The sequence below is a fragment of the Cedecea davisae DSM 4568 genome (assembly GCF_000412335.2).
GTDB classification, from domain to species: Bacteria; Pseudomonadota; Gammaproteobacteria; order Enterobacterales; family Enterobacteriaceae; genus Cedecea; species Cedecea davisae.
In genome coordinates this window covers 4,002,332-4,028,700 of record NZ_KE161030.1, presented here as the reverse complement: position 1 = coordinate 4,028,700, position 26,369 = coordinate 4,002,332, and the positions used below count along the sequence as shown (strand labels likewise).

Annotated in this window: 25 protein-coding genes and 1 riboswitch; of the genes, 13 read left to right on the top strand and 12 right to left on the bottom strand. The window is 53.9% G+C overall.

The features are described from left to right. The first annotated feature begins 13 nt into the window (after positions 1-13). Genes HMPREF0201_RS18330 through sfmF form a run of 3 tightly spaced genes read left to right on the top strand, consistent with a single transcriptional unit; the run spans position 14 to position 4,175 of the window. Positions 14-2,611, top strand: a complete 2,598-nt coding sequence (locus HMPREF0201_RS18330; protein WP_016538249.1) for a fimbrial biogenesis usher protein — start codon at positions 14-16, stop codon at positions 2,609-2,611. A gap of 27 nt (positions 2,612-2,638) precedes the next feature. Next, positions 2,639-3,643 (top strand): type 1 fimbria D-mannose specific adhesin FimH, encoded by a 1,005-nt coding sequence (gene fimH / locus HMPREF0201_RS18325; protein WP_016538248.1) that lies wholly within the window; start codon positions 2,639-2,641, stop codon positions 3,641-3,643. 19 nt (positions 3,644-3,662) lie between these two features. Next, entirely contained in the window at positions 3,663-4,175 is a 513-nt protein-coding gene (sfmF, locus tag HMPREF0201_RS18320; RefSeq protein ID WP_371810766.1) for a fimbria assembly protein, read from the top strand. A gap of 77 nt (positions 4,176-4,252) precedes the next feature. Here sfmF and fimZ read toward each other — a convergent pair whose 3' ends face one another. The 4 genes from fimZ to fimW all read right to left on the bottom strand — a co-directional run bounded on the left by fimZ (position 4,253) and on the right by fimW (position 7,760). Beyond that, positions 4,253-4,885 (bottom strand): fimbria biosynthesis transcriptional regulator FimZ, encoded by a 633-nt coding sequence (gene fimZ / locus HMPREF0201_RS18315; protein WP_039899435.1) that lies wholly within the window; start codon positions 4,883-4,885, stop codon positions 4,253-4,255. A gap of 574 nt (positions 4,886-5,459) precedes the next feature. Next, positions 5,460-6,041, bottom strand: a complete 582-nt coding sequence (locus HMPREF0201_RS18310; RefSeq protein ID WP_244878518.1) for a DNA-binding response regulator — start codon at positions 6,039-6,041, stop codon at positions 5,460-5,462. Between the two features lie 155 nt (positions 6,042-6,196). After that, positions 6,197-6,904, bottom strand: coding sequence for an EAL domain-containing protein (locus tag HMPREF0201_RS18305; protein WP_016538242.1), 708 nt, complete (start codon positions 6,902-6,904; stop codon positions 6,197-6,199). A 253-nt stretch (positions 6,905-7,157) separates the two neighbouring features. Then, positions 7,158-7,760, bottom strand: coding sequence for a fimbria biosynthesis transcriptional regulator FimW (gene fimW / locus HMPREF0201_RS18300; protein WP_016538241.1), 603 nt, complete (start codon positions 7,758-7,760; stop codon positions 7,158-7,160). Positions 7,761-7,974: 214 nt separating this feature from the next. On the opposite strand from fimW, the gene tsr reads away from it, so the two are divergent. Then, positions 7,975-9,642 carry a methyl-accepting chemotaxis protein gene (tsr, locus tag HMPREF0201_RS18295; RefSeq protein ID WP_016538239.1) on the top strand — a complete coding sequence of 556 codons (1,668 nt, stop codon included), beginning with the start codon at positions 7,975-7,977 and terminating at the stop codon, positions 9,640-9,642. An 84-nt stretch (positions 9,643-9,726) separates the two neighbouring features. Here the strand turns inward: tsr and ubiK are convergent, their stop codons facing one another. After that, positions 9,727-9,987: a ubiquinone biosynthesis accessory factor UbiK gene (gene ubiK / locus HMPREF0201_RS18290; protein WP_039898836.1), complete on the bottom strand. Its 261-nt coding sequence runs from the start codon at positions 9,985-9,987 to the stop codon at positions 9,727-9,729. Positions 9,988-10,110: 123 nt separating this feature from the next. Beyond that, positions 10,111-10,259: riboswitch (FMN riboswitch) on the top strand. A 94-nt stretch (positions 10,260-10,353) separates the two neighbouring features. Here ubiK and ribB point away from each other — a divergent pair. Together ribB and ygiD are read left to right on the top strand one after the other, a co-directional pair. After that, the gene (ribB, locus tag HMPREF0201_RS18280) at positions 10,354-11,007 is read left to right on the top strand and encodes a 3,4-dihydroxy-2-butanone-4-phosphate synthase (protein ID WP_016538237.1); all 654 of its coding nucleotides are present in this window, start codon (positions 10,354-10,356) and stop codon (positions 11,005-11,007) included. Between the two features lie 175 nt (positions 11,008-11,182). Further along, complete coding sequence (gene ygiD, locus HMPREF0201_RS18275; RefSeq protein ID WP_039898833.1) at positions 11,183-11,971, top strand: 4,5-DOPA-extradiol-dioxygenase; 789 nt, start codon at positions 11,183-11,185, stop codon at positions 11,969-11,971. A gap of 48 nt (positions 11,972-12,019) precedes the next feature. On the opposite strand, the gene HMPREF0201_RS18270 is transcribed toward ygiD, so the two are convergent. The 3 genes from HMPREF0201_RS18270 to tolC form a co-directional block, all read right to left on the bottom strand. After that, the gene (locus tag HMPREF0201_RS18270) at positions 12,020-13,180 is read right to left on the bottom strand and encodes a glutathionylspermidine synthase family protein (protein WP_016538235.1); all 1,161 of its coding nucleotides are present in this window, start codon (positions 13,178-13,180) and stop codon (positions 12,020-12,022) included. A 5-nt stretch (positions 13,181-13,185) separates the two neighbouring features. After that, positions 13,186-13,860: a DUF1190 family protein gene (locus HMPREF0201_RS18265; RefSeq protein WP_016538234.1), complete on the bottom strand. Its 675-nt coding sequence runs from the start codon at positions 13,858-13,860 to the stop codon at positions 13,186-13,188. Between the two features lie 169 nt (positions 13,861-14,029). After that, entirely contained in the window at positions 14,030-15,511 is a 1,482-nt protein-coding gene (gene tolC, locus HMPREF0201_RS18260; RefSeq protein WP_039898832.1) for an outer membrane channel protein TolC, read from the bottom strand. Between the two features lie 211 nt (positions 15,512-15,722). Between tolC and nudF the strand changes: the two genes are divergently transcribed. The 5 genes from nudF (at position 15,723) to parE (ending at position 20,208) form a co-directional block, all read left to right on the top strand. Then, the gene (gene nudF / locus HMPREF0201_RS18255; protein WP_016538232.1) at positions 15,723-16,355 is read left to right on the top strand and encodes an ADP-ribose diphosphatase; all 633 of its coding nucleotides are present in this window, start codon (positions 15,723-15,725) and stop codon (positions 16,353-16,355) included. Positions 16,356-16,357: 2 nt separating this feature from the next. Next, positions 16,358-16,783 (top strand): DUF1249 family protein, encoded by a 426-nt coding sequence (locus HMPREF0201_RS18250; RefSeq protein ID WP_016538231.1) that lies wholly within the window; start codon positions 16,358-16,360, stop codon positions 16,781-16,783. 84 nt (positions 16,784-16,867) lie between these two features. Beyond that, positions 16,868-17,695, top strand: coding sequence for a 3',5'-cyclic-AMP phosphodiesterase (gene cpdA / locus HMPREF0201_RS18245; RefSeq protein WP_039898831.1), 828 nt, complete (start codon positions 16,868-16,870; stop codon positions 17,693-17,695). After that, positions 17,695-18,270, top strand: a complete 576-nt coding sequence (yqiA, locus tag HMPREF0201_RS18240; RefSeq protein WP_016538229.1) for an esterase YqiA — start codon at positions 17,695-17,697, stop codon at positions 18,268-18,270. Before cpdA ends, yqiA begins: the two co-directional genes overlap by 1 nt. A gap of 45 nt (positions 18,271-18,315) precedes the next feature. Further along, positions 18,316-20,208 carry a DNA topoisomerase IV subunit B gene (gene parE, locus HMPREF0201_RS18235; RefSeq protein WP_016538228.1) on the top strand — a complete coding sequence of 631 codons (1,893 nt, stop codon included), beginning with the start codon at positions 18,316-18,318 and terminating at the stop codon, positions 20,206-20,208. A 65-nt stretch (positions 20,209-20,273) separates the two neighbouring features. On the opposite strand, the gene HMPREF0201_RS18230 is transcribed toward parE, so the two are convergent. From HMPREF0201_RS18230 to qseB, 4 genes are all read right to left on the bottom strand, one after another. Further along, complete coding sequence (locus HMPREF0201_RS18230) at positions 20,274-20,591, bottom strand: putative quinol monooxygenase (RefSeq protein ID WP_016538227.1); 318 nt, start codon at positions 20,589-20,591, stop codon at positions 20,274-20,276. Between the two features lie 30 nt (positions 20,592-20,621). Next, entirely contained in the window at positions 20,622-21,203 is a 582-nt protein-coding gene (locus tag HMPREF0201_RS18225) for an NAD(P)H-dependent oxidoreductase (RefSeq protein WP_016538226.1), read from the bottom strand. A gap of 117 nt (positions 21,204-21,320) precedes the next feature. Next, positions 21,321-22,682: a quorum sensing histidine kinase QseC gene (qseC, locus tag HMPREF0201_RS18220; RefSeq protein WP_016538225.1), complete on the bottom strand. Its 1,362-nt coding sequence runs from the start codon at positions 22,680-22,682 to the stop codon at positions 21,321-21,323. Further along, complete coding sequence (gene qseB, locus HMPREF0201_RS18215) at positions 22,676-23,338, bottom strand: quorum sensing response regulator transcription factor QseB (RefSeq protein WP_039898829.1); 663 nt, start codon at positions 23,336-23,338, stop codon at positions 22,676-22,678. Before qseB ends, qseC begins: the two co-directional genes overlap by 7 nt. Before the next feature lie 191 nt (positions 23,339-23,529). Here qseB and HMPREF0201_RS18210 point away from each other — a divergent pair, with 191 nt between their 5' ends. Both HMPREF0201_RS18210 and parC read left to right on the top strand, forming a co-directional pair. Beyond that, on the top strand, positions 23,530-23,934 hold the full coding sequence (locus HMPREF0201_RS18210) for a YgiW/YdeI family stress tolerance OB fold protein (RefSeq protein ID WP_016538223.1): 405 nt from the start codon (positions 23,530-23,532) through the stop codon (positions 23,932-23,934). A 147-nt stretch (positions 23,935-24,081) separates the two neighbouring features. After that, positions 24,082-26,352 (top strand): DNA topoisomerase IV subunit A, encoded by a 2,271-nt coding sequence (gene parC / locus HMPREF0201_RS18205; RefSeq protein ID WP_016538222.1) that lies wholly within the window; start codon positions 24,082-24,084, stop codon positions 26,350-26,352. Positions 26,353-26,369: the final 17 nt, after the last annotated feature.

Sequence of the window (26,369 nt, the reverse complement as noted above, 5' to 3'; positions counted from 1 at the left end):
GGGAAGCAGGGAAATGATCAAGACATCAGTCACGCGTAAAATTTTTACGCTCACGCCGCTGGCGGCAACCATCGTGGCATCGTTCTGGCCGGGGCTTAGCGCCGCTGAGAGCTACTTCAACCCGGCATTTTTGTCCGAGGATACCGCGACGGTGGCGGATCTCTCTCGCTTTGAAAAAGGCAGCCAGCAGCCTGCGGGCGTTTATCGCGTGGACATCTGGCGTAATGACGAGTTTATTGCCACCGAAGACGTGCGTTTTACTGCCGCAGAGCATAAAGACTCCACCGCTGAAGCGGTGAAATCCGGTGGCTTGACCCCTTGCCTGGATATTGAGTGGCTGAGGCACCTTGGGCTGAATATGCTGGCATACCCTGAGCTGGCTAAGTTTAAGGCCGGAGAGTGCGTGCCGGTGACCGAGGCGGTGCCCGGCGCAGAAATCGGCTATGACTTCGCGCGCCTGCGGCTCAACATCAGCCTGCCTCAGGCTTCTCTGATCAACAGCGCCCGAGGCTATATTCCGCCGGATCAGTGGGATGAGGGCATCCCTGCCGCGCTGCTCAACTACACCTTTACCGGCAACCGCGGCACCTACGACGACAGCTATTATCTGAACCTGCAAAGCGGCCTGAATTATGGACCATGGCGTCTGCGCAATAACGGAGCGTGGAGCTACACCAGCGGCGACGGCCACCACAGCAACAGCTGGAAGAACATCAATACCACGGTTCAGCGCACTCTTATTCCGCTGAAAGGCGAGCTGGTCATGGGCGACAGCAACACCGGCAGCGACGTGTTCGACAGCCTCGGCTTCCGTGGGGCGCGCGTCTACTCTTCCGACAGCATGTACCCGGACAGCCTGCAGGGCTACGCGCCAACCGTGCGCGGGATTGCCCGCACCAACGCCAAAATCGTGATTCGCCAGAATGGCTATGTCATCTATCAGAGCTATGTGTCGCCGGGGGCTTTTGCCATCAGCGACCTTAACCCGACCTCCTCGAGCGGTGACCTCGAAGTCACCGTAGAAGAGAAAGATGGTACTCAGCAGAGATATACGGTGCCTTACTCCACCGTGCCGCTGTTACAGCGTGAAGGGCGCCTGAAATACGACCTGGTAATGGGGGATTTCCGCAGCGGTAATAGCCAGCAGGATAAGCCTTTCTTCACCCAGGGAACTTTGATTGCCGGTCTGCCCGATGGCTACACGGCCTACGGCGGGACCCAGCTTGCCCAGCGCTACACCTCTGTTGCGCTGGGGGCGGGTAAGAATCTCGGAGACTGGGGCGCTATCTCGCTGGACGTGACCCACGCCCGCAGCAAACTGGCGGATGACAGCGAGCATCAGGGCCAGTCTATGCGCTTCCTGTATGCAAAATCCCTTAGCGGCTACGGCACCAACTTCCAGCTGCTGGGCTACCGCTATTCAACTCGCGGCTTCTATACCCTCGATGACGTGGCTTACCGCAATATGGAAGGCTACGAATATGAGCTTCAGGACGACGGCAGCCACAAAAAAGAGCTGGTGGCGACCAGCTACCACAACCTGCGCTACAACAAAAAAGGACGATTTCAGGTCAATATTTCCCAGTCGCTTGGTGATTATGGCTCGCTGTATGTTTCCGGCAGCCAGCAAACCTACTGGGGAACGGATCAGAACAACACCTGGTATCAGCTGGGCTACTCCAGCGGCTGGCGCGGCATCAGCTATTCGTTGTCATGGTCGTGGAGCAAGTCGCTTGGGCTTTCCGACACCAACCGTATCGTCGCGTTTAACCTCTCGGTTCCGTTTAGCACGCTGCTTGGTCACGGCTATTCACGGGATACGGCGCTGGATCGTGCCTACGCTACGCTGGCAACCAGCCGCAGCTCTGACGGTAAAAATACCTGGCAGAGCGGCATCGGCGGCACGCTGCTGGAAGGGCGCAACCTGAACTACAACGTCACCCAGGGACACGCCAGCAACAACGGTTATTCCGGCAGCGCCAACGCCAACTGGCAGGGAACTTACGGCACGGTTGGGCTGGGTTACAACTACGACCGCAACCAGCACGACGTGAACTGGCAGGCTTCCGGCGGCGTGGTGGGCCATGCTGACGGCGTGACCTTCAGCCAGCCGCTTGGGGACACCAACGTGCTGATTAAAGCCCCCGGCGCTTCCGGCGTGAGCGTGGAAAACCAGACCGGCGTCAAAACCGACTGGCGAGGCTACGCGGTCATGCCTTACGCCACGGTTTATCGCTACAACCGCGTCGCGCTGGATACCAACTCAATGGATAACCACACCGATATTGAAAATAACGTCAGCAGCGTAGTGCCGACGGAGGGTGCTCTGGTGCGGGCTACCTTTGATGCCCGTATTGGTGTGCGCGCCATTATCACCGTGAAACGTGGCGATCGCCCGGTGCCGTTTGGTTCCGTAGTACGGGAAGAGGGGAGCGGCGTCACCAGTATGGTTGGCGATGAAGGGCAAATCTATCTTAGCGGGCTGCCGCTGAGCGGCAAGTTGCTTATCCAGTGGGGTGACGGCAAAGGTTCTCAGTGCCGCGCTAATTACACTTTGCCGGAGGATAGCCTGAAACAGGCCGTCGTCATGGCGACCGCCACCTGCTCATAGCGCACGGCGAGATTCAGGAAGATAAAGATGAAACTGAACAGTTATTTAACCGCTGCATTGCTGTTTGCCTGCGCGGCACCGGCCTCGGCTACGGTTTGCTCTAACGCCAACGGTACGGCGACCGATATCTCGTATGATTTGTCGGATAAATTTAATAGCAGCAATAACAACGTCGGGCAGATTGTCACCCTGGCAGAGAAATCGGGCCTTATTGGCGTGAACGCGATTTGCCCGAAAGGGACCTCGGGGAATACCACCAAGCGTAGCTATGTGACCGATTTGCCCATTCAGGAAGTGGTTGGTGGTTATAAATATCTGAAGATAAATGACTATCTTAATGGCGGAATGAAGATCCACGACAGCTACGCCGGTGATTTTTATCCGCCGGTAGAGTACATGCAGATGGGTTCGCACCCTAACGTGTCGAAGAATAAGCCTTTTGGCGTCACGGACTCGAAGCTGGTATTTCGTCTAAAGGTCACCCGCCGTTTTATCAATATGGTGCCCATTCCTCGCCAGACGATGTTCCGTGTGTATGTGACGACGACCAATGCCGACCCGTTAAGCACGGTGGTTTACACCATCAGCTACAGCGGCAAAGTTGAGGTGCCACAAACCTGTGAAATCAACGCCGGGCAGGTGGTTGAGTTTGATTTCGGCAGTATTGGTGCCTCGTTGTTTAGCCAGGCAGGCGCGGGTAACCGCCCGCAAAGCGTCACGCCTCAAACCAAAACCATGGGCATTAAATGTACCAATATTGATGCGCAGGCGTACCTCACCTTGCGTCTCGAAGCCGAGAAGAGCAGCGGCAACATGATGGTGTCGGACAACAGTGACCTGGGGTTTGTCATCTCAAATTCCAGCGGCACTCCGCTGACGCCAAACAATCTTGGCAGCAAGATTAACTTCCAGCTGGATGACTCTGCGGCCGCAAGAGTCGGCATTCGTGCCTGGCCGGTCAGCGTAACGGGTAAAAAGCCAACGGAAGGGCCGTTTACCGCTCGCGGCTATCTGCGTGTTGATTTTGACTAAGGAGCGGGCGATGAACAAAATGACTCTGGCCGGGCTGATGCTGGGTGCGTTGTTTATTAGCGCGGGAGCTAATGCCGATTCGCCGTTGGGTGAAATCAACGTTGAGCTGCGGGGGAATATTGTCGATTTTACCTGCGTGGTGGAAACCGGCAGCGATAATAAAACTATCCAGCTTGGCTCCTGGCCGACCAAACAGCTACGCACCGCCGGAAGTACCACTCAGCCAATGCCGTTTAACCTTAAGCTCACCGGCTGCCCGCCCGGCGGAACCGCGTCGATAACCTTTGCAGGGAAAGATACCGGCAGCGGCCTGCTGGCCCTGAACAGCGCCAGTACGGCAACCCATGTCGCCGTTGAGCTGCTTGATGAGGATAAAACGCGTCTGCTGCTGGATAAGGCCAGCAAAGAGAAACAGGTGGACGGGAACGGGGACGTGACGCTTAACTTTTGGGCCAACTATATTGCTACGGCCGATAACGCCGATGCCGGACGGGCCGATGCCGATGCGACTTTTATGATTACCTATAATTAGAGCTTTATCTCAATGTTTCCAAAAAATAACCGGGAGATGTTTTCCCGGTCTTTTCGCTTCCAGTGCGTCGTCGTCCCTTATAGCAGTTCATGCACCTTGGCATAATCAATAAGTTCGACGATTGAAGTGAGTCCAAGTTTAGAGAATATATTTGCCTTATGGGCGCTGATTGTTTTGTTGCTAAGCAATAATTGCTCCGCAATCTCTTTATTGGATAAACCATTTGCCAGATAGCGCAGCACCGTTACTTCACGGTTGGATAATGGCATATCATCCATCGTTCCTCTGCGGGATTTATGGCTGCTGATAAAATGCAGGGTTTCCGAAGGGAAAAAAGAGTAGCCCGAAAGCAACATTTCCACCGCATTAAATATATCATCTTGTTCTTTACGTTTACTCACGAATCCATTGGCACCGGCCTGAATAGCGCGCCCGGCGTAAAAGGATTCTGACTTTGAAGAAAGAAAGAGAATTTTGGTGTTTTCTTGTATTCCCTTGATTCTTTTGAGTAATGTAAAGCCGTCGGTATTGGCTGATTCAATATCAAGAATAACCAGATCCACCGGGTTTGCTCGCATATAGTCGATAACTTCCCGACCATCATCTGTTTTCAAAACAACATTGATATCTTTATTTCTTTGGAGCAGAACCTCTATCGACATTCTGACAATAGGGTGCTCGTCCATAATGATTACGGATGCCGGTTTCATTTTTTTTGCCTCGATTGTTTGGTAAAAAACATCGCGTTGACGCAGCGTCATTGGCAGCGAAAGTGATAAACAGTGAGTTGGCGGTTGCCGGTCTTTATGCGGGAACCTCCATGTTAATATTCAACATCTCCTTTTTGAATGCCTTTATTCAGAGCCGAAGGTATCGTGCTCCAAATAACGTCACATTTAAATAATATAAATGCCCTGGCAAATATATAAATGTGATGAGGTGATTATACAGCGCAGTTCATGTGGGAAAAGTCTGATGTTCCTGGATGTAATCATTGCCCATATGAAATGCTGTGTAATTAATCACGTCATTTATAAATTGAATTAACGAACTTTGGTTTTAAGTTAAGTTGGATGAAAAGACTTTTTATTGCGGTAAAAATGACATTAAATTCCAAATGTTGTTGGTTTGTTCTGGATCAAAAATCGCAAAACGGCGCTAGAGGGGAAAAGTTGCTTCCAGGAATAGTTATAATTGTTACTAATTTGTTTATTTTTAACTCATTTGATACATGAAAATTAAGTAAATTCTTAAAATATCTTACGACTCAGTAGGTTAGTGCCATCAGCTTTGTAGCTTATTGGCAACAGAAATTTCATGCAGTAGGTGCAGTAATTTGCTGCGGTTACCCAGCGCCAGGCGCCCCAGTAAGACATTGAATCGATAAACGACGTGATGATAGGGCTTCTCCAGTAAAAGGGCGATGGATTTCAATGATTCCCCGCGGCTCAGAGCCAGCAAAAGTCCCCACTCTCTGAGGGAAAAGCGCGGCGTGCCATAAAGGGCGGCCAGATCGAGAAGAGTGCCGCCCAGAGCCTGCTTTAGCCGATTGGGCGGCAGACGGCGCTCGACAATCTGGCAGTCAACCGCGTAGCGCATAAACCGGGTAATTTCGGGCTTACGCAGGGCGCTCAGGAGAGTTATCTGGTGCTGCGGTGTGGAGATGTGCTGCTGGCGAATGGTTTCCAGCACCTCGAGCACGGGAGTCTCAAGGCTGTCGAGGTCGATAATGATTCGCGGGGCGGAAGATAGCGTCTGGTGCGTGACCACTTCCTCTATTGAGGGAGAGACCAGAGTGTGTTGATGATTGAAGAGTGTGCTGGTGATGGCGTCGCTGAGAAAGCAGTCGGTCGAAACCAGAATCACATCGGGCTTCTTTGGCTTGTGCGCTCCTGTCTGCTGCTCAAGGTATTCCAGTCGGTCAAAAAAAAGTGGCGCAGTGTAGCAGGAGGGGTTTAGAAAATAGTCTGTTCGACCCCGTCGGTGTTTATTTCTCCTCATAGCTGCGCACATAGAAGCTTTCACAACGACGACAAATCGGCGTGCAGCCAGCGTTCATATGGCCATAAGTAGCCTTGACCAAATCTTGCACCGGACTCGCGAGCCACCTCGAGATGAACAGCGTCTTCAATTCCTTCAATGATAATTTGCGCAGAGATGCCCTTACACTGGTTAACAAGCTGGCACAGTGCGGGCGAATGGTTGCTGAGTCTCCAGAACGCCTGCTTATCAATTTTCACACCGTCGGCTTCAATGCCGTAGTGGTAAAATGGCAAAACGGAATGTTCGCAAAGATCGTCGAGCCAGACTGCGATCCTTTGCTGGCGTAATTGCCCGATCCGTTCTCGCAGGCACAGCTTATGCCGCAATGAGAGTGAGTCAAAAAATGAGGCATCTTGTATTTCAATTGTTACCCATGGCGCGCATACATCAAGCAGTCGCTCGAAGTGCCGACTTTCGATCAGCGCCTCCAGCGGCAGATTAAGGAAGTATTTACCTGGTTTATACAGGGACTTTAGTTGCCCCACCTGATGGCAAAAGAGCGTCACTTTATCGGATGTCGGTAATTGCGCAAAAAACGCTTCGGGATCTTGCTGCGGGGCCAGGCGGCTCAGGACTTCGTAGCTAATAATTTGCCTGGAAAATAAATCAACGATCGGTTCAAGGCGCACTCCGTATATATGTTCTGGGGCAGATAATAAAATGTTATCACCAGGAGTATTTATCATTATTTTGTCGCTAATTGTGACAGTGATTACAGTATTGCTAAAGGAGCGACGAGCGAAAAGGAAGGCAAGGCAGTCATTTAGCTAAATTAAAGATGATTTTGAAAGGTATTCTCTCAGCGCTGTTAATGAGTGAATACCAGAGATGGCTTATTCCAGGCCGCGAAAGTTCGCAACCCTGCTGTGTGAAGGGGTAATGATTTTATTAATTAAGAATATTTCCCTGATCAAATAAGAAAACGCCTGGATAAATTATTCAGTCGAGCAGAAACGGCAAATTAAGTTTTATATAATTCATTAGCTTAAATTGATTCTTGATATTAAGTTTTTTCATAATTGATAGTCGTTTATCCCGAGCGGTGTTTTCATCAATATGCATAATAAATGCTGCATCTTTGAGGGTGTATCCGCAGGCCATTAACTTCAGTAATTCACGTTCCTGCATGTTGAAATGACGGGTGGCGCAGTAGTGGCAAATCGCCGCTGGTACCGGTAATGCATTTTTCTTACGCCGCTCGGGATCGACCCATGGCGCAAGCTTAAGCCGGACGTCATCGACTTCATCCTCGCGGTAAATAGACGGCAGCATGTACAGACAGGGACGAAACATCAGTTTTTCCTGATCCCGCTTGCGGCAAATAAGAATAACCCGCTGCTGGCGCGTGGTTTGCGGGATTTTGTAGCAGTTTGCCGTCTGCCAATTATCATCGAGTGCGACAAAGACCAGGTCGGCAACGTCCTGATCCGCTAACGGTAAGAAATGATAAGTTTCGCTAAACTGGCGACAGAGTTGCTCAATAATAATTTTGATGCCATGCGCAAAATGGCTGTTTCGTTCACTGATGGCAACGGTAAGCATGTCTTTCCTCCGGACGGGGTGGGTCGTCTAAAAATCATAGTGAAAAAAACTCAGGTTATGAATGTGTTACGACTTAACCCCGCAGCCGTGGAGGATGAATTATTGCCAGGTCATTTCCTGGGGGTAGCAGAAAAAACGGCAAAGAAACGCTTTAGGTAAAGTTTTCTGCTGTTGCGCCGATGATTAAGACTTGTCTTACAGGGAATGAGAAGCAATGTTAAATCGAATCAAGATCGTCACAAGCTTACTGGTAGTCCTGGGGCTGTTTGGCATTCTACAAATAGCTTCCGGCGGGTTGTTCTTTAACGCGCTGAAGCAGGACAAAGAAAATTTCACCGTTTTACAAACTATCCGGCAGCAGCAGTCAACGCTGAACGGCAGCTGGGTTGCCCTGCTGCAAACCCGTAATACCCTGAACCGCGCCGGGATCCGCTATATGATGGATGCCAGCAAAATTGGCAGCGGCGCTACCGTAGAAGAGCTGATGGGTATCGCCAGCACTTCGCTCAAGCAGGCTGAAGTCGAGTGGGCCGCTTATGAAGCGTTGCCGCGCGATCCGCGTCAGAACGATGCTGCCGCTCAGGAAATTAAACGTAATTACGATATTTATCACGGCGCGCTGGCGGAGCTGATTCAACTGCTCGGCGCCGGGAAAATTAACCAATTCTTCGATCAGCCGACCCAAAGCTATCAGGACGGTTTTGAGAAGCAGTACGTAAATTATCTCCAGCAAAATGACCATCTCTATCAAGAAGCGGTGGACAGCAGCAACAGTTCTTACAGCATGGCTATCTGGATATTGATTGGCGTGCTGATTGTGGTACTGCTGGTGATTATTGTCGTCTGGCAGGGGATCCGAACCACGCTTATCTCTCCGCTGAATAGCCTGATTGCGAGCATTCGCCATATTGCCGGCGGCGATCTGGTTAGCAAAATCGACGTCGAAGGCACCAATGAAATGGGCCAGTTGGCCGACAACCTGCGCCACATGCAGAACGAGCTGGTGATAACCGTCGGTGAAGTGCGTAACGGGGCAAACGCTATATATAGCGGTGCCAGCGAGATCTCTATTGGTAACAACGATCTTTCTTCTCGTACCGAGCAGCAGGCGGCTTCTCTGGAAGAAACCGCTGCCAGCATGGAACAGCTGACCGCAACGGTTAAGCAGAATGCTGAAAATGCTCGTCAGGCAAGCCAGCTGGCGCTTAGCGCTTCTGAAACCGCACAGCGCGGCGGCAAGGTCGTTGATAACGTGGTTCACACCATGAGCGAAATTGCCGGGAGTTCTCAGAAAATCGCCGACATTATCAGCGTGATTGACGGCATTGCTTTCCAGACCAATATTCTGGCGCTGAACGCCGCCGTTGAAGCGGCCCGTGCCGGTGAGCAGGGGCGTGGTTTTGCGGTTGTCGCCGGTGAGGTTCGTAATCTGGCGCAGCGCAGCGCCCAGGCCGCTAAAGAGATTAAGACCCTGATTGAAGACTCGGTCAGCAAAGTGGATACCGGTTCAACCCTGGTTGAAAGCGCCGGGGAAACGATGGGTGAAATCGTTAATGCGGTCACCCGCGTGACCGATATCATGGGTGAAATTGCTTCCGCATCCGATGAGCAAAGCCGCGGTATCGACCAGGTTGGGCTTGCCGTTGCCGAGATGGATCGCGTGACTCAGCAAAACGCCGCGCTGGTGGAAGAGTCCGCCGCCGCTGCCGCTGCGCTGGAAGAGCAGGCCAGCCGCCTGACGCAGTCCGTCTCCGTGTTCCGCATCTCCCAGGAGCGTAAAGCTAAAGCACAGGAAGCTTCTGCGCCGAAGCTGGCCGGTGCGACGGCCGCACCGCGTAAAGCGGTTGCCGCTGCGTCTGACGATAACTGGGAAACGTTCTAATTCCCTTAAGCTAAAAAAGCCGCGGCGGTGCAAATCGCTGCGGCTTTTTCTTTTGTCTCTTACGGGAAATTCAGCGCTCGATAATTATTCTGCGGCTTTTGGCGCTTCGCGGTTTTCAAGTTCGCTCAGACGCTGCTCCAGCAGAGCCAGTTTTTCGCGGGTGCGCAGCAGTACCTGAGTCTGCACGTCAAACTCTTCACGGCTGACCAGGTCCAGGCGGGTAAGCTGAGACTGCAATACCTGGCGAACCTTCTTCTCCACGTCGTCCCCGAACTCACGGATCCCTTTCGGCATAGACTCATGAACCTGGCGGGCAATTTGTTCAATTTTTTTCGGGTCAATCATAGTGGCTTCCATTATCTGGGGGAGTAATTAGCCTAATTGTAATGCCTGATTGACAGGCGATAAACCGGAAATGTTGCCTGCGTAATCGTTGCCGACAAAAATGATTAGCGCTATAGTGAACCTGCTTATTCTCAGGGCGGGGCGAAACTCCCCACCGGCGGTAAATCAGCTTACGCTGAAAGCCCGCGAGCGCTTCAGGCTCTGCCTGAAGGTCAGCAGATCCGGTGTAATTCCGGGGCCGACGGTTAAAGTCCGGATGGGAGAGAGTAACGATCAAGTCAGGCTGAGGCCTGCCCGCGTTATTTTTTTAGCTCCTAAGACTGCCCTGATTCTGGTAACCATAATTTTAATGAGGTTTTTATTACCATGAATCAGACGCTACTTTCTGCATTTGGCACCCCGACAGAGCGCGTAGAGCATGCTCTTAATGCGCTTCGTGAAGGCCGTGGGGCAATGGTTCTCGACGACGAAAATCGCGAGAACGAAGGCGACATGATCTTCCCGGCCGAAACCATGACCGTTGAGCAAATGGCGCTGACCATTCGCCACGGCAGCGGGATCGTTTGCCTGTGCCTGACCGACGAACGCCGTAAACAGCTCGACCTGCCAATGATGGTCGAAAACAACACCAGCGCCTTTGGCACCGGTTTTACCGTGACCATTGAAGCCGCGCATGGCGTAACCACCGGCGTTTCCGCTGCCGACCGTCTGACTACCGTGCGCGCGGCAATTGCCGACGGCGCGAAGCCGAGCGATCTGCACCGTCCTGGGCACGTATTCCCGCTGCGCGCGCAGCCGGGTGGCGTGTTGACCCGCGGCGGCCACACCGAAGCAACCATCGATCTGGTTTCTCTGGCCGGTTTCAAACCAGCCGGCGTGCTGTGTGAATTGACCAACGACGACGGCACCATGGCGCGTGCGCCGGAGTGCATCGAGTTCGCCCGTAAACACAATATGGCCGTTGTGACCATTGAAGATCTGGTGGAATATCGCCAGGCTCAGGCACGCAAAGCCAGCTAAAAAATCAGGCCCGATCGGCACGGTCGGGCTTCTGCTTTCCTGCTTCGTTTTTCCCTCGTTACCGCGCTTTTCCCCTGTTCAAAATTTCTGATGATCTTCATCATACTTATCTGAGTTCTTCCGCTAAAAATTGGGCGTAATCTGTGTTCATTAAATCTCTTTTAAGGACACCATCATGACAACCCAACGTATGCCCGCGCTGTTCCTTGGTCACGGTAGCCCGATGAACGTGCTGGAAGATAACCGCTATACCAGAGCCTGGGCGCACTTAGGCGCAACGCTGCCGCGGCCTAAAGCGATTGTGGTGGTGTCGGCTCACTGGTTTACCCGCGGAACGGGCGTCACGGCGATGGAAACGCCGAAGACTATCCATGATTTCGGCGGTTTCCCGCAGGCGCTGTATGACACACATTATCCGGCACCCGGCTCGCCGGAGCTGGCAGAGCAGCTTCGTGAGCTGCTGGCCCCAACGCCGGTTGCGCTGGATAAAGAAGCCTGGGGATTTGACCACGGCTCCTGGGGCGTGCTGATAAAAATGTACCCGGAGGCGGATATTCCAATGGTGCAACTGAGTATCGACAGCACAAAACCTGCGGCATGGCACTTTGAAACTGGCCGCAAACTGGCCGCGCTGCGTGACCAGGGCATTATGCTGGTGGCGAGCGGCAATGTGGTGCACAACCTGCGGACCGCGCGCTGGCATGGGGAAAACACTCCTTACCCGTGGGCGGAGTCGTTTAATCAATATGTGAAGGATAATCTGACCTGGCAGGGGCCTGCCGGGCAACATCCGCTGGTCAATTATCTTGAGCATGAAGGTGGCTCGCTGTCGAACCCTACGGCGGAGCACTTCCTGCCGCTGCTTTATGTGCTCGGCGCGTGGGACGGCAAAGAACCGGTGAGTATTCCGGTGGATGGTATTGAAATGGGATCGTTAAGTATGCTTTCGGTGCAGGTCGGCTAAGTAATAAAAAAGGCGCGTAATTCGCGCCTTTTTAACGTTTATCGCCGGTTATTCGACGAAAATATGCGGGTAAAAGCGAGAAAGATCCTGGGTGATTAACTCGCGATCTTCGCGGATGCCAATCCCGGCTGGACTACCGTTGATTAGCCAGCTGCCGATAAGCGTGTAGCTGTCGCCAAATTTTGGTAGCTGATAGAACTCCTGCACTATCATGCCTTCTTCGCCGTACGGCCCGTCAACGCGCGCTATCTCCTGGCCGTTCTCGATTATCTTCACGTTGGCACCTTCGCGCGAGAAGATAGGTTTCACCACGTATTTTTCCATCTCCGGGTGATTATCTTCGGCAAAATAAGCCGCCAGCAGATTCGGATGGTTCGGGAACATTTCCCACAGCATCGGCAGCAGTGCTTTATTGGAAATAATGCTTTTCCACGCGGGCTCCAGCCAGCGTACGCCAGCGTCTTCCAGCTTGGTGGAGAACATTTCGCGCAGCATGAATTCCCACGGGTAGAGTTTGAACAGGTTACTGATAACCTGATCCTGAAGATCGGTGAACTGGCCTTTTTCGCCAAGGCCGATCTCTTCCATATAAAGGAATTCGCTGGCAACTTCCGCCTCGGCCGCGCAATCCTGTAAATACTGCACGGTGCTGCGATCTTCTACCGTGTCCTGGCAGCAGGCAAAATGCAGAAGATTAAAACCGTGCTGCTGCTTGAGCTCGGCAAAGCGCTCGATCAGCTGTTCCTGCAGGCTGTTGAACTGGTCTGCCCCTTCAGGAAGCTTACCGGCCGCAACCTGATCTTCCAGCCAGATCCACTGGAAGAAGGCCGCTTCGTACAGCGAGGTAGGCGTGTCGGCGTTATTTTCCAGCAGCTTAGGCTCACCAACGCCGTCCCAGGCCAGGTCAAGACGTGAGTAGAGCGAAGGTTGCTGAGTACGCCACGACTGGCGCACGAACTCCCAGGTGTGTTTTGGAATACGGAAGCGGGCCATTAACTCGTCGCTGGCGACAACTTTATCCACCACCTTGAGGCACATTTGATGCAGCTCGGCGGTCACCTCTTCCAGACGCTCAACCTGAGCGAGCGTGAGCTTGTAATAAGCGTCTTCGCACCAGTAAGGCTCGCCGTACATGGTGTGGAAATTAAAGCCATATTCGTTCGCTTTTTCGCGCCAGTCCGGGCGCTCGACAATAGAGACTCTTTCCATGTCTATCAGCCGCCCATCGAGCGGCTGGTGCCGGAAGCGCTGCTGCGCTGCATGGTGGACTGCTTAGCAACCGACTCACCAAAGCCGCCGCGCGTTACGGTGGAGGTTGTCGCTGGCTTAGGGGCCATTGCGGTTTTTGGTACGCTGGCGGTGCGCCCCGGCGTTGCTGCGCCGTAACTCTTACCGCTGGCATCGGCATATTTGCCGTAGGCCGGGCTGGCCGGGTTTTTCGAGGTGAACAGCGGCTGTTGAGCAAAGCCTGCGCCGCCGCCCATCAGGCGTCCCATCATGTAGCCTGCCATCAGCGGCATCCAGAAGCTGCCGCTTTGCTGAGGCTGGGCCTGAGCCTGGTTTTCACCGGCAAGGCTTGCCTGAGCCGGAGCTGGCTGGCACTGCCCTTCACCAAACTCGGCGATACATTCCTGGCGGGAAGCATACTTCGGCGCGGTGCGCTCGGCTTCCTTCAGGGCGTTGGTATAGGCGGTGGTGCATTCCGCGCTCTTGCCCGGGTTTGCCTGAGAGCAGTCGTCGGCGTTTTGATACATAGAGACGGTTTCGTCGCTCTGTTCACAACCAGCCAGCATAAAGACGGCGGTAACGGCCAGGGCTACCGGCGTTAAATGGCGTGCGTTCCAGCTTTTGCGGAACGATGAATGATTTATATTTTTTGTCCGTTTCATTGACTTAGTCCTGAGCCCAGTAGGTTTGGTGCTAAGGATAGGGGATGAATGGTCGAAATTGAAGCGATCAAGGCCTGTTGGCAGGGAATCTTTACGTTGCCTTACGTTCAGAGCGAAGGCAGAAAAAAAGGGGCGTGATTAGACGCCCCTTTTGTCGACATTCCGACGATTAATTAGCGAATGGGTTCGCTTTTTTACCGCTGGTTGCCGCCGCCGGTGTTGCGCGCGGAGCTTTGCTTGACGCTGCGGTTGTCGCAGAGTAACCGTCAGCGCGAGCATCCTGATCCGGGGTTTGTGGAGCAACGCTTTCGGCGGTAGTTGAAACTGGTTTGCCGAGTGCTCCGTTCAGAGCCACCAGATCCTGCTCGTTCAGCGTGCCGAGAGCGGATTTAATGTTCAACTGGTTAATCAGGTAGTTGTAACGTGCGCTGGAAAGCTGCTGCTTCGCGTTGTACAGCGTGGTGGTTGCATCCAGCACGTCCACGATAGTACGTGTACCCACCGAGTAACCCGCTTCCATCGCGTCCAGAGAGCTTTGGGCAGAAACCACGGCCTGTTTGTAGGCGTTAATGGTGCTGATGGACGCGTTCACGTTATTGAAGGAAGAGCGAACGGTCTGCACCACGCTGCGGTGCGCGCTTTCAAGCTGCTCGCTGGCGCCAACAAAGTTGTACTGCGCCTGTTTCACCTTAGAGTTAACCTGGCCGCCCTGATACAGCGGCAGGGAGAAGCTCAGGCCTACTTTGTTCTGACCGTCATAGCTGTTGCCATAACGGGTCTGGTCGCTGGTTTTAGAGCCGTTATAGCTGGTATTAGACACGCCGGTAGATGCGGTCAGGTTCAGCGTCGGCAGGTGGCCATCTTCCGCCAGGCGAATCTGCTCGCGTGCCAGATCCTGGCTCAGGCGAGCCTGCAGCAGGCTGAGGTTGCGCTTCTCTGCTTCTTTCAGCAGGTTATTTACCGCATCCGGCTTGCTGGTTTTGAAACCGTCTACGTTCAGAGAGGCAAGGCTAAGGTAGTCGTTGCCGGTAACCTGACGCAGAGATTCAACGGCGTTGTCCAGGTTGTTACGCGCCGTCACTTCGTTGGCGAGCACGTTATCGTACTGCGCACGGGCGTTCTGCACGTCGGTAATGGCAACCAGGCCAACGTTAAAGCGCTGGGTGGTTTGATCAAGCTGGCGGTAAATCGCCTGTTTCTGAGCTTCGGTATAAGACAGTGCATCGATAGCGCTCAGAACATTAAAGTAGGCGGTGGCGGTACTCAGGATAAGCGCCTGCTGATCGGTCTGGAAGCTGACGTCCTGAATGCCAGCGCTTTTTTCCTGCAAAGTCAGCGCACGCCATTTCGACATATCGAAAATGGTTTGCGTCAGTTGCAGAGTCGCGCTGGTAGCATTGGAGTTAACGCCGTTTGAATCGCGGTAACCGCTGCCGTAGCCATAGTCTGCACCCAGACCAAGCTGTGGTAATAATGGACCGCGTGTTTCATTGATTTTTTCGAATGCGGCGTCACGGTCAGCGGCGGATTTACGCAGGTCCGGGTTGCTGGTGCGGGCCTGTTGGTAAACCTGCAACAGGTTTTCTGCCTGGCTCATGGCGCTGAAACCCGTTAGGCTCAGACCGATAAGAATGGGGAGCAGTTTCTTCATTTGCATTCCTTGTTGTGAAGCAGAATTATTTTGTTAACGCCGACAGGAGTCGAAAATGATTGCCGATTCTACAGATTCCGCCAGCCGGGCAGGTTGGCGTAAAGTGCCATCTACCTTAATTTTCACCAATCTACCACATCAAAATTGAAAGGGCAGTCGTGCGGGGTTGAAATCGCCCGGCCAGCGCCCATTTGCCATCAGGACATCATCTATGAATAAGTCAGTAAAGCCGACAGTGACTTTCGCCAAAAAGGATGTAGAAATTATTGCACGGGAAACGCTTTATCGCGGTTTTTTTTCGCTCGATCTTTATCGTTTTCGTCATCGCCTGTTTAACGGCGAAATGAGCGGGGAAGTTAAGCGAGAAATTTTTGAGCGCGGGCACGCGGCGGTGCTGCTACCCTATGACCCTGTGCGTGATGAAGTGGTGCTGGTTGAGCAGATTCGCATTGCCGCTTATGACTCCAGTGAAAGCCCGTGGCTGCTGGAAATGATAGCCGGAATGATTGAAGAAGGCGAAAGCGTTGAAGATGTCGCGCGCCGCGAGGCAGTAGAGGAAGCAGGCCTGGTTGTTGGCCGCACAAAGCCGGTGCTGAGTTATTTAGCAAGCCCCGGCGGCACCAGTGAAAGACTGTCTATTTTAGTTGGTGAAGTGGACGCCAGCCTGGCCGAAGGCATTCACGGCCTGGCGGAAGAAAACGAAGATATTCGTGTTCATGTGGTAAGCCGGGAGCAGGCCTACCAGTGTGTAGAAGAGGGGAGCATCGACAACGCAGCGTCGGTCATCGCTTTGCAATGGCTGCAACTGCATTATGAGCAATTAAGAAAAGAGTGGAATCACTGATTATGAAGCGCTATACCCCTGACTTCCCTGAAATGATGCGTTTGTGCGAAACCAACTTCGCACAACTGCGCCGCTTACTGCCGCAAAATGACGCAGCGGGCGAGACGGTAACGTATCAGGTTAATAGCGCCAGATATCGCTTAACTATATCAGAATCAACTCGTTACACTACGCTTGTGGAAATTGAGCAAACGCACCCAAGCGTTAGCTACTGGAGCCTGCCGTCTATGTCGGTCAGGTTGTATCATGATGCGATGGTGGCGGAAGTGTGTTCAAGCCAGCAGATCTTTCGCTTCAAAGCACGCTATGATTATCCGAATAAAAAGTTGCATCAACGCGACGAAAAGCATCAAATTAACCAGTTTCTTGCTGATTGGCTGCGCTACTGTTTAGCGCATGGAGCAATGGCGGTTCCGGTTTATACCTAGTTTTTTGGGGAGTAAGACGGCTAACGGCACAACGCCCTGAATAATGGATGGTATGTAAGTGTGCGTGAAACCTAAGGACACCATTTGGAAAGCCTGTTAACCCTTCCTGTGGCCGATGGGGGCCGGATCAGGATATTGCAAATAACCGATACTCATCTGTTCGCCGGAAAAGACGAAACGCTGCTGGGTATTAATACCTGGAAAAGCTACCAGGCGGTGATTGCCGCCATTCTTGCCGAACAGCATGCCTGTGACCTGGTGGTCGCAACCGGTGATTTAGCGCAGGATCATAGCGCGGAGGCCTACCAGCACTTTGCTGAGGGCATCTCCAGATTTTCTGCGCCCTGCGTTTGGCTTCCAGGAAATCACGATTTCCAACCTGCCATGTTCAGCGCGCTTCTGGAAGCGGGTATTTCTCCTGCCAAACGCGTGCATATTGGCGAACACTGGCAAATTCTGCTGCTGGACAGTCAGGTCTTTGGCGTCCCGCACGGAGAGCTGAGTGATTATCAGCTGGAATGGCTGGAGCGCCAGCTTGCCGCTGCCCCGGAACGCCACACGCTGCTTCTGCTTCACCATCATCCGCTTCCGGCCGGCTGCAGCTGGCTCGATCAGCACAGCCTGCGTAACGCCGCCGCGCTGGATGCCGCACTTAAGGCCTGGCCGCAGGTTAAAACCCTGCTCTGCGGGCATATTCACCAGGAGCTGGATCTCGACTGGAACGGCCGCAGAATGCTGGCCACGCCTTCTACCTGCGTCCAGTTCAAGCCGCACTGCGCTAACTTTACCCTCGATACCATCGAACCGGGCTGGCGCTGGCTGGATCTCTATCCGGACGGGAGCCTGACGACCGAAGTGTGCCGCCTGCAGGGCTGCAAATTTAACCCGGATACGGCTTCCGAGGGTTATTGATGTCAGCTCTACTGTATTTACACGGGTTTAATAGCTCTCCGGCATCTGCAAAGGCGACCCGGATGCAGGCATGGCTTGCACAGCATCACCCGGAAATTGAGATGATCATTCCGCAATTGCCGCCCTATCCTGCGGATGCCACCGAGCTTCTTGAGTCGCTGGTGCTGGAGCGCGGTGGCGAGCAGCTTGGTATTGTCGGCTCCTCGCTTGGCGGCTACTACGCCACCTGGCTGTCGCAGTGTTTCACCCTGCCGGCGGTGGTGGTAAATCCTGCCGTTCGCCCGTTCGAGCTGCTGGTTGATTATCTTGGCAAAAACGAGAACCCCTACACCGGGCAGCAATATGTGCTAGAGTCACGCCATATTTACGATCTAAAAGTCATGCAGATTGACCCGCTGGAAGCGCCGGATCTTATCTGGCTGCTGCAACAGACGGGCGACGAGGTGCTTGATTACCGCCAGGCCGTAGCTTACTACGCGCTCTGCCGCCAGACGGTGGAACCCGGCGGCAATCACGCCTTTACGGGCTTCGAAGATTATTTCACACAGATTGTCGACTTCCTCGGCTTGAGCTGAGGCCAGCCGGCCGATTTCCTGTTTCGCTATCTGAATGAATAAACCATGACGCAATCCTATAATGCCGATGATATAGAGGTGCTCACCGGGCTTGAGCCAGTTCGCCGCCGCCCGGGAATGTACACCGACACCACTCGTCCTAACCATTTGGGTCAGGAAGTCATTGATAACAGCGTCGATGAGGCGCTGGCTGGCCACGCCAAGCGCGTGGATGTCATCCTGCACGCCGACCAGTCTCTGGAAGTTATCGATGACGGGCGAGGAATGCCTGTTGATATCCATTCCGAAGAAAAAGTCCCGGCAATTGAGCTGATCCTTTGCCGCCTGCACGCTGGCGGTAAGTTCTCGAATAAAAACTACCAGTTCTCCGGCGGCCTTCACGGCGTGGGGATTTCGGTGGTTAACGCCCTTTCCAAACGCGTTGAAGTGACCGTGCGCCGCGACGCGCAGGTTTACAGCATCGCTTTTGAAAATGGCGACAAGGTGCAGGATCTGGAAGTGATCGGCACCTGCGGCAAACGTAATACCGGCACCAGCGTTCACTTCTGGCCGGACGAAAGCTTCTTCGACAGCCCGCGTTTCTCCGTTTCTCGCCTCAGCCACCTGCTGAAGGCTAAAGCCGTGCTGTGCCCGGGCGTGGAGATAACCTTCACCGACAAAGTCAACAATACCGAACAGCGCTGGTGCTATGAAGATGGCCTGAAGGATTACCTGTGCGAAGCGGTTGACGGCCTGATTACGCTGCCGGAAGCCCCGTTTATCGGCAACTTTTCCGGCGATACCGAAGCGGTAGACTGGGCGCTGCTGTGGCTGCCCGAAGGCGGCGAGCTGCTGACCGAAAGCTACGTAAACCTGATCCCAACTATGCAGGGCGGAACGCACGTTAACGGCCTGCGCCAGGGCCTGCTGGATGCGATGCGTGAATTTTGCGAGTACCGCAATATTCTGCCGCGCGGCGTGAAGCTCTCTGCCGAAGATATCTGGGAACGCTGCGCTTATGTGCTGTCGGTAAAAATGCAGGATCCTCAGTTTGCCGGGCAAACCAAAGAACGTCTCTCTTCTCGTCAATGCGCCGCATTTGTTTCCGGCGTGGTAAAAGATGCCTTTAGCCTCTGGCTGAACCAAAACGTGCAGGCGGCCGAACAGCTTGCCGAACTGGCTATTTCTAGCGCCCAGCGCCGTATGCGCGCCGCTAAGAAAGTGGTTCGCAAAAAGTTAACCAGCGGCCCGGCTTTACCGGGGAAACTGGCCGACTGTAGCGCGCAGGATCTGAGCCGCACCGAGCTGTTCCTGGTAGAAGGGGACTCGGCGGGCGGATCGGCCAAGCAGGCTCGCGATCGCGAATATCAGGCAATCATGCCGCTGAAAGGTAAGATCCTGAATACCTGGGAAGTCTCTTCCGACGAAGTGCTTGCCTCGCAGGAAGTTCACGACATCTCGGTGGCTATCGGGATCGATCCTGACAGCGAAGATCTTAGCCAGCTGCGTTATGGCAAGGTTTGCATTCTTGCGGATGCGGACTCGGATGGTCTGCATATTGCCACGCTGCTGTGCGCGCTGTTTGTACGCCACTTCCGCTCCCTGGTTAAGGGCGGGCACGTTTATGTCGCGATGCCGCCGCTCTACCGTATCGACCTCGGCAAGGAGGTTTATTACGCCCTGGACGAAGAAGAGAAGGCGGGCGTGCTGGAGCAGCTTAAGCGTAAGAAGGGCAAGCCGAACGTACAGCGCTTTAAAGGGCTGGGCGAGATGAACCCGCTTCAGCTGCGTGAAACCACGCTGGATCCGAACACTCGGCGCCTGGTGCAGCTAACCATCAGCGATGAAGACGACCAGCGCACGCTGGCAACCATGGATATGCTGCTGGCCAAAAAGCGCTCCGAAGACCGCCGTAACTGGCTACAGGAGAAGGGCGATATGGCGGATATCGAGGGTTAAAGAACCTTTCTCCAAAACGTAAAAGGGATGGCATAGCCATCCCTTTTTGCATTCCATCCAGCCGGTTACTTAACGGCTTCTTCGAGAATGCGGATATGAACTTCCAGCACGTCGTCTTTCACGCGGGCGCTGTGCTCCTTCATGTGCGTGGTCTGGAGGTGGGCTTCCAGATGCGCGATGGTTTCCCATTTCTCCAGCATGAAGATGGAATCCGGTGCGGTGGTCTGGAACGCTACCTGAGCGTTATGGTCCACCAGCGGCGCATAGCCGTGGCAACCTTCTTCCTGCAGCACGGTCGGAATAATCTTCTCAAATGCCGCGATGGTCGCCTGGCGATGATGTGAACCAGGACGAGTGCGAATTTCAGCAATCACTGTCAGCATGACTAACTCCTTATGTTATCCGGCCAACAGTTAAGCAAAAATCTCTGCCAGATGCTTGCGATATTCTGCGACATAATGTGGCACGTCTGGCTGTTTGATAACGTCGTTAGCGATAAAGGTCGGTAGACCTTCCATTCCCAGGAACTGGTTAGCTTTGTGGAACGGCAGGTAAACGCCGTCTACGCCAACGCCGTGGAAGAACTGATCTTTGTCGGTGAAAGCCTCCATAGGTGCGTTCCACGTCAGGGACAGCATGTAGGTTTTCCCCTGGATCAGGCCGCCGGAACCATATTTTTTGGAGGCGTCTGAACGAGTACGGCCGTCGCTGGCGTACAGAGAACCGTGGCCTTCGGTAAATACATCATCGATATATTTTTTCACGGTCCATGGAGCACCCATCCACCAGCCCGGCATTTGCCAAATCACGGTGTCGGCCCACAGGAATTTCTCAACTTCTGCTTTAACGTCGTATTCGCCGTCGGCGCGGGTCACCTGAACATCATGTCCGAGGTCGCGCAAATAGGTTTCCGCGACTTCAGTCATGGTGTCGTTAAGCTGGCCGTTTGAGTGGCCGAATTTTTTACCGCCGTTGATAATCAGTATGTTGCTCATCGTTAGCCCTTAAATAATTACGTTTGCCAATCATTATAATGAGAGTGGCGTCACGAAAAAATGGCTAAAATGTGCAAAGACTTTTGCTATTTGCGCAAAAATCGACACCGGAAAGCCTTAAGACCAGCTCAGCAGCACCCGGAATCCACCGTCCTGCGCATTGCCAAAGGCGGCATTCATGCCGTGCAGGGCGGCGATACGCTTAACGATGGACAATCCAAGACCGCTGCCGTTTTTTAATTGGCCCGGCGGGCGGAAGAAGCGCTGACCGAGCGACGCAAGGTGTTCCGGGCTAACGCCCGGTCCGTTATCGATAATCTCCAGCGAATTGCCCCGTAAAATAACCTGCACAATGCTGCCCGGAGGGCTGTAGCGCACCGCATTATCCAGAATATTGCGCAACATTAAGCCCAGCAGCAGCGGCTGCCCGCGGTGAATAACCGGCTCATTCTGCATCTTCAGCCTGATATCAACGCCTTCACGCTGGGCATTATGCCAGGCTTCCATCACGGCCTCCTGAAGTAGCGCCTGGAGTGATATCGACTGCACGTCGTTCAGCTCGTCGAGCGAGTCCAGGCGTGAAAGCGTCAGCAGCTGTTCTACCAGGCGGGACGCTCTGTCTATGCCCTGATGGAGATTAATCAGCGCTTGCTCTCTTACCGGAGCATCCTGTTCAGCAAGCTGCGCCACTTCTGCCTGTATCTTAAGGGCAGCCAGCGGGCTGCGAAGCTCGTGTGCGGCATCCGACGTAAAGCGACGCTCGCGCTGCATCAGTTCATTTGTTCGCTCAAAGAGTTGGTTTAGCGCTTCGGCCAGCGGTTTTACTTCCAGCGGTAAATCCGTTGTTTCCAGGCGAGTGGTGTCTCCCGGTGAACGGCGCTGAAGCTTCTGTGCCAGCCTGCTTAAAGGCGCAAGCTCTGAGCTGACTAACCAAATCAGCAGAATCAGCATTAACGGCAGGGCAATAAGCCAGGGAGCCAGTTGGGAAGAGACAATGTCCAGCGCCATCTCATCCCGGTAGTCCCACTCCTGGCCCACAACTATGCGGTAGCGGCCATCCTGCGTGGTTAGCCAAACCAGCCGCCAGAGATCGTCATCATTCGCCAATTGCCCATCGACAAATCCATCCCTGTGCCAGCTGTAAGTTAGCCCTTTGCCGCTGTCACCGTCGTTGAGTACCAGCCTGCCGTCGGCGCTAAAAATAGCGAAGGCAAGAGTGTCATCGTCCAGCTTTCCGCGATGTTTTTTTATCATGCTTTTGCTGCGTGGCAGCTGGGGTTCTGCGCCTGGCGTTGTGTCAAAATCCAGCACGCTTAATCTTTTGGCAAACAGCAGTTGTTGAGTATCAAAAAGCTTGTTCAGGGAGTGCCGGGCTTCATACCAGGCGGCGGTACTTGCCAGCGCCGCGGCAACAAGGGTGAGCGCAATAAAGCCAGCGGTAAGGCGGGTGCGTAAGCTTTTCGTCAGGGTTCTCAGCATGCGTCACCCAGCGTATAACCGATGCCGTGGACGGTGCGAATAAAATGGCTGCCCAGTTTCTTGCGCAGGTGATGGATATGAACCTCCAGCGCATTTCGCGATACGTCGTCGTCCCAGTTATAAAGTTTTTCCTCAATTAAGGTACGCGGGAGCACCCGGCCCGCATTGCGCATCAGCAGCTCAAGCAAAGCAAACTCTTTGGGTTTCAGCTGCAACGGTTCGCCGTTTAATGAGACGGTAAGATTGATAGGGGAAAGAACAACGCCGCCGTGGGTAAGTTCAGGCTGGGCATGGCCGTGAGCGCGACGCACAAGCACCTGTAGCCGCGCCACCACTTCTGCCAGGGCAAAAGGTTTACACAGATAGTCATCCGCGCCGAGCTGAAGCCCTTCTACGCGTTCGTCCAGCGAATCCCTCGCTGTAAGAACCAGTACCGGCTCATTGCGCCCGTCTTTACGCCATGCTCGCAGGATATCTAAGCCGTCCATCCCCGGAAGGCTGAGATCAAGCACTACCGCATCATAAGGTGCCTGGCCAAGCGCCAGTTTTCCCTGCTGGCCGTCGCTAAACCAGTCGACGGCAAAGCCCATTTTGACCAGACCCGCTTTGATGCCATCTCCAATCAGCGGATCGTCTTCAATTAATAATATGCGCATGGCGAACTCCTTGTTGCTGCCTTTATGCGGTGAAGTAAATACCGGAAGCCGCGGGCTGTACAGCTCTAAAGCCAATGCCTTCGGGGCATGCCGCAAATTCGCAAGAAAAAGCATGTTTGATATGTGGGATTAAGATCTGGTTAAGATTTGCCTGGTTTAATGGGGCTACACAACCTAAGGAGAATACAATAATGAAAAAGACAGCAGCTATGTTCGCGATCGTTGCCTTAACCTCTGCCCCGGTATTTGCGGCGCAAACCGGCGGTGGTTTTGTGGACCCGAATGCGCAGGTGCAAACGCAGCCTGGGCAGCAGGGTGGTTTTGTTGGCCCGACCGGGAATAAAACCACCGTGAAGCAGGCAAAAAGCTTCTCTGACGACACCTGGGTTACTCTGACCGGTAAAATTGAACAGCGCATCGGCGGCGAGCACTATATTTTCCGCGATGCGACCGATAGCGTAAATGTGGACATTGACCACAAGCGCTGGAACGGCCTGACGGTTACGCCGCAGGACACCGTTGAAATTCAGGGCGAAGTCGACAAAGACTGGAACTCTGTAGAAATAGACGTAAAGCAAATTAGTAAAGTGAAATAAGGCCCGGCGCGCGGCCTTTGCTGACGCTCTGCCGCCGCGCATAAAGCTATTCATCTCTATGACTCGACAGGCCAGATAAGGTACTATCGGCGGCAATTACGCCGATTGTGGCCACAATCGGCTCGTCAGTTTGAGGATGAATGAGCAATGAGTGATTTGACTCATGATGGTGCTGAGCGTCTTGCGCTGCACGAATTCACGGAAAATGCGTATCTCAACTATTCCATGTACGTCATCATGGACCGTGCGCTGCCGTTTATCGGCGACGGGCTTAAGCCCGTTCAGCGGCGCATCGTCTATGCGATGTCGGAGTTGGGGCTAAGCGCCAGCGCGAAGTTTAAGAAGTCCGCGCGTACAGTTGGTGACGTACTGGGTAAATATCACCCGCACGGCGATAGCGCTTGCTATGAAGCCATGGTGCTGATGGCGCAGCCGTTTTCCTACCGCTACCCGCTGGTAGACGGGCAGGGCAACTGGGGTGCGCCGGACGATCCTAAGTCCTTTGCGGCGATGCGTTATACCGAGTCGCGCCTGTCAAAATATGCAGAACTGCTGCTCGGCGAGCTTGGCCAGGGCACGGTGGACTACATCCCGAACTTTGACGGAACGCTGCAGGAGCCGAAGATGCTGCCTGCGCGCCTGCCCAATATCCTGCTGAACGGCACCACCGGCATCGCTGTCGGTATGGCGACAGATATTCCTCCGCACAACCTGCGTGAAGTCGCTCAGGCTGCTATCGCGCTTATCGATCGGCCGAACACGACTCTCGAGGACGTGCTGGATATCGTTCACGGCCCGGATTACCCGACCGAAGCGGAAATCATTACCCCGCGCGAAGACATTCGCAAAATCTACCAAAATGGCCGTGGTTCGGTGCGCATGCGCGCTGTGTGGAAAAAAGAAGATGGCGATGTTGTCATCACCGCGCTGCCACACCAGGTCTCCGGCGCTCGCGTTCTGGAGCAGATCGCCAACCAGATGCGCGCTAAAAAGCTGCCGATGGTGGAAGACCTGCGCGATGAGTCGAACCATGAAAATCCGACTCGTCTGGTGATTGTGCCGCGCTCTAACCGCATCGATATGGAACAGGTGATGAACCACCTGTTTGCGACCACCGATCTTGAAAAAAGCTACCGCATCAACCTGAATATGATTGGCCTGGACGGCCGCCCGGCGGTGAAAAACCTGCTGGAGATCCTCAGCGAATGGCTGGTTTACCGCCGCGATACGGTGCGTCGCCGCCTGAGCTATCGTCTGGAAAAAGTCCTTAAGCGCCTGCATATCCTCGAAGGTTTGCTGGTGGCGTTCCTCAATATCGACGACGTAATTCACATCATCCGCACTGAGGATGAGCCGAAGCAGGAGTTGATGTCCCGCTTTGAACTCAGCGAAACCCAGGCCGAAGCCATTCTTGAGCTGAAGTTACGCCATCTCGCCAAACTCGAAGAAATGAAGATCCGCGGCGAGCAAAGCGAGCTGGAAAAAGAGCGCGATCGGCTACAGGGCATTCTCGCTTCCGAGCGTAAAATGGATACCCTGCTGAAGAAAGAATTGCAGGCTGATGCCGATGCCTTTGGGGACGACCGTCGTTCCCCGCTGCGTGAACGTGGCGAAGCCAAAGCCATGAGCGAGCACGATATGGTGCCGTCCGAACCGGTAACAATTGTACTGTCGCAGATGGGCTGGGTTCGCAGCGCCAAAGGGCATGATATCGATGCTCCGGGCCTGAGCTATAAAGCGGGCGACAGCTATCTCGGCTCGGCAAAAGGTAAGAGCAACCAGCCGGTGGCGTTTATCGACTCCACGGGCAGAAGCTACGCATTAGATCCCATCACGCTGCCGTCTGCGCGTGGCCAGGGCGAGCCGTTAACCGGCAAGCTGACGCCGCCGCCGGGTGCGACCGTTGACTATGTGCTGATGGCCGCCGATGAGCAGAAACTGCTGATGGCTTCTGACGCAGGGTACGGCTTCGTTTGCACTTTCAACGATGTTGTTTCACGCAACCGTGCAGGCAAGGCGCTGATATCGCTGCCGGATAACGCACGCGTGCTGCCGCCGCTGGAAATTCATAGCGCGGACGACATGCTGCTGGCTATCACCGCCGCCGGGCGTATGCTGATGTTCCCGGTAAGCGACCTGCCGGAACTGTCGAAAGGCAAGGGCAACAAGATTATCTCTATCCCGTCAGCCGAAGCGGCTAAAGGCGAAGATAAGCTGGCCCATCTGTTTATCCTGCCGCCGCAAAGCACGCTGACGCTTCACGTAGGCAAACGCAAAATTAAGCTGCGCCCTGAAGAATTGCAAAAAATCACCGGCGAACGCGGCAGACGCGGTACGTTGATGCGTGGTTTGCAGCGAATCGACCGGGTAGAAGTGGATTCCCCGGCTCGTGCGGGGGCTGGAGACAGCGAAGAATAATCCGGGGCGCGGCGGTA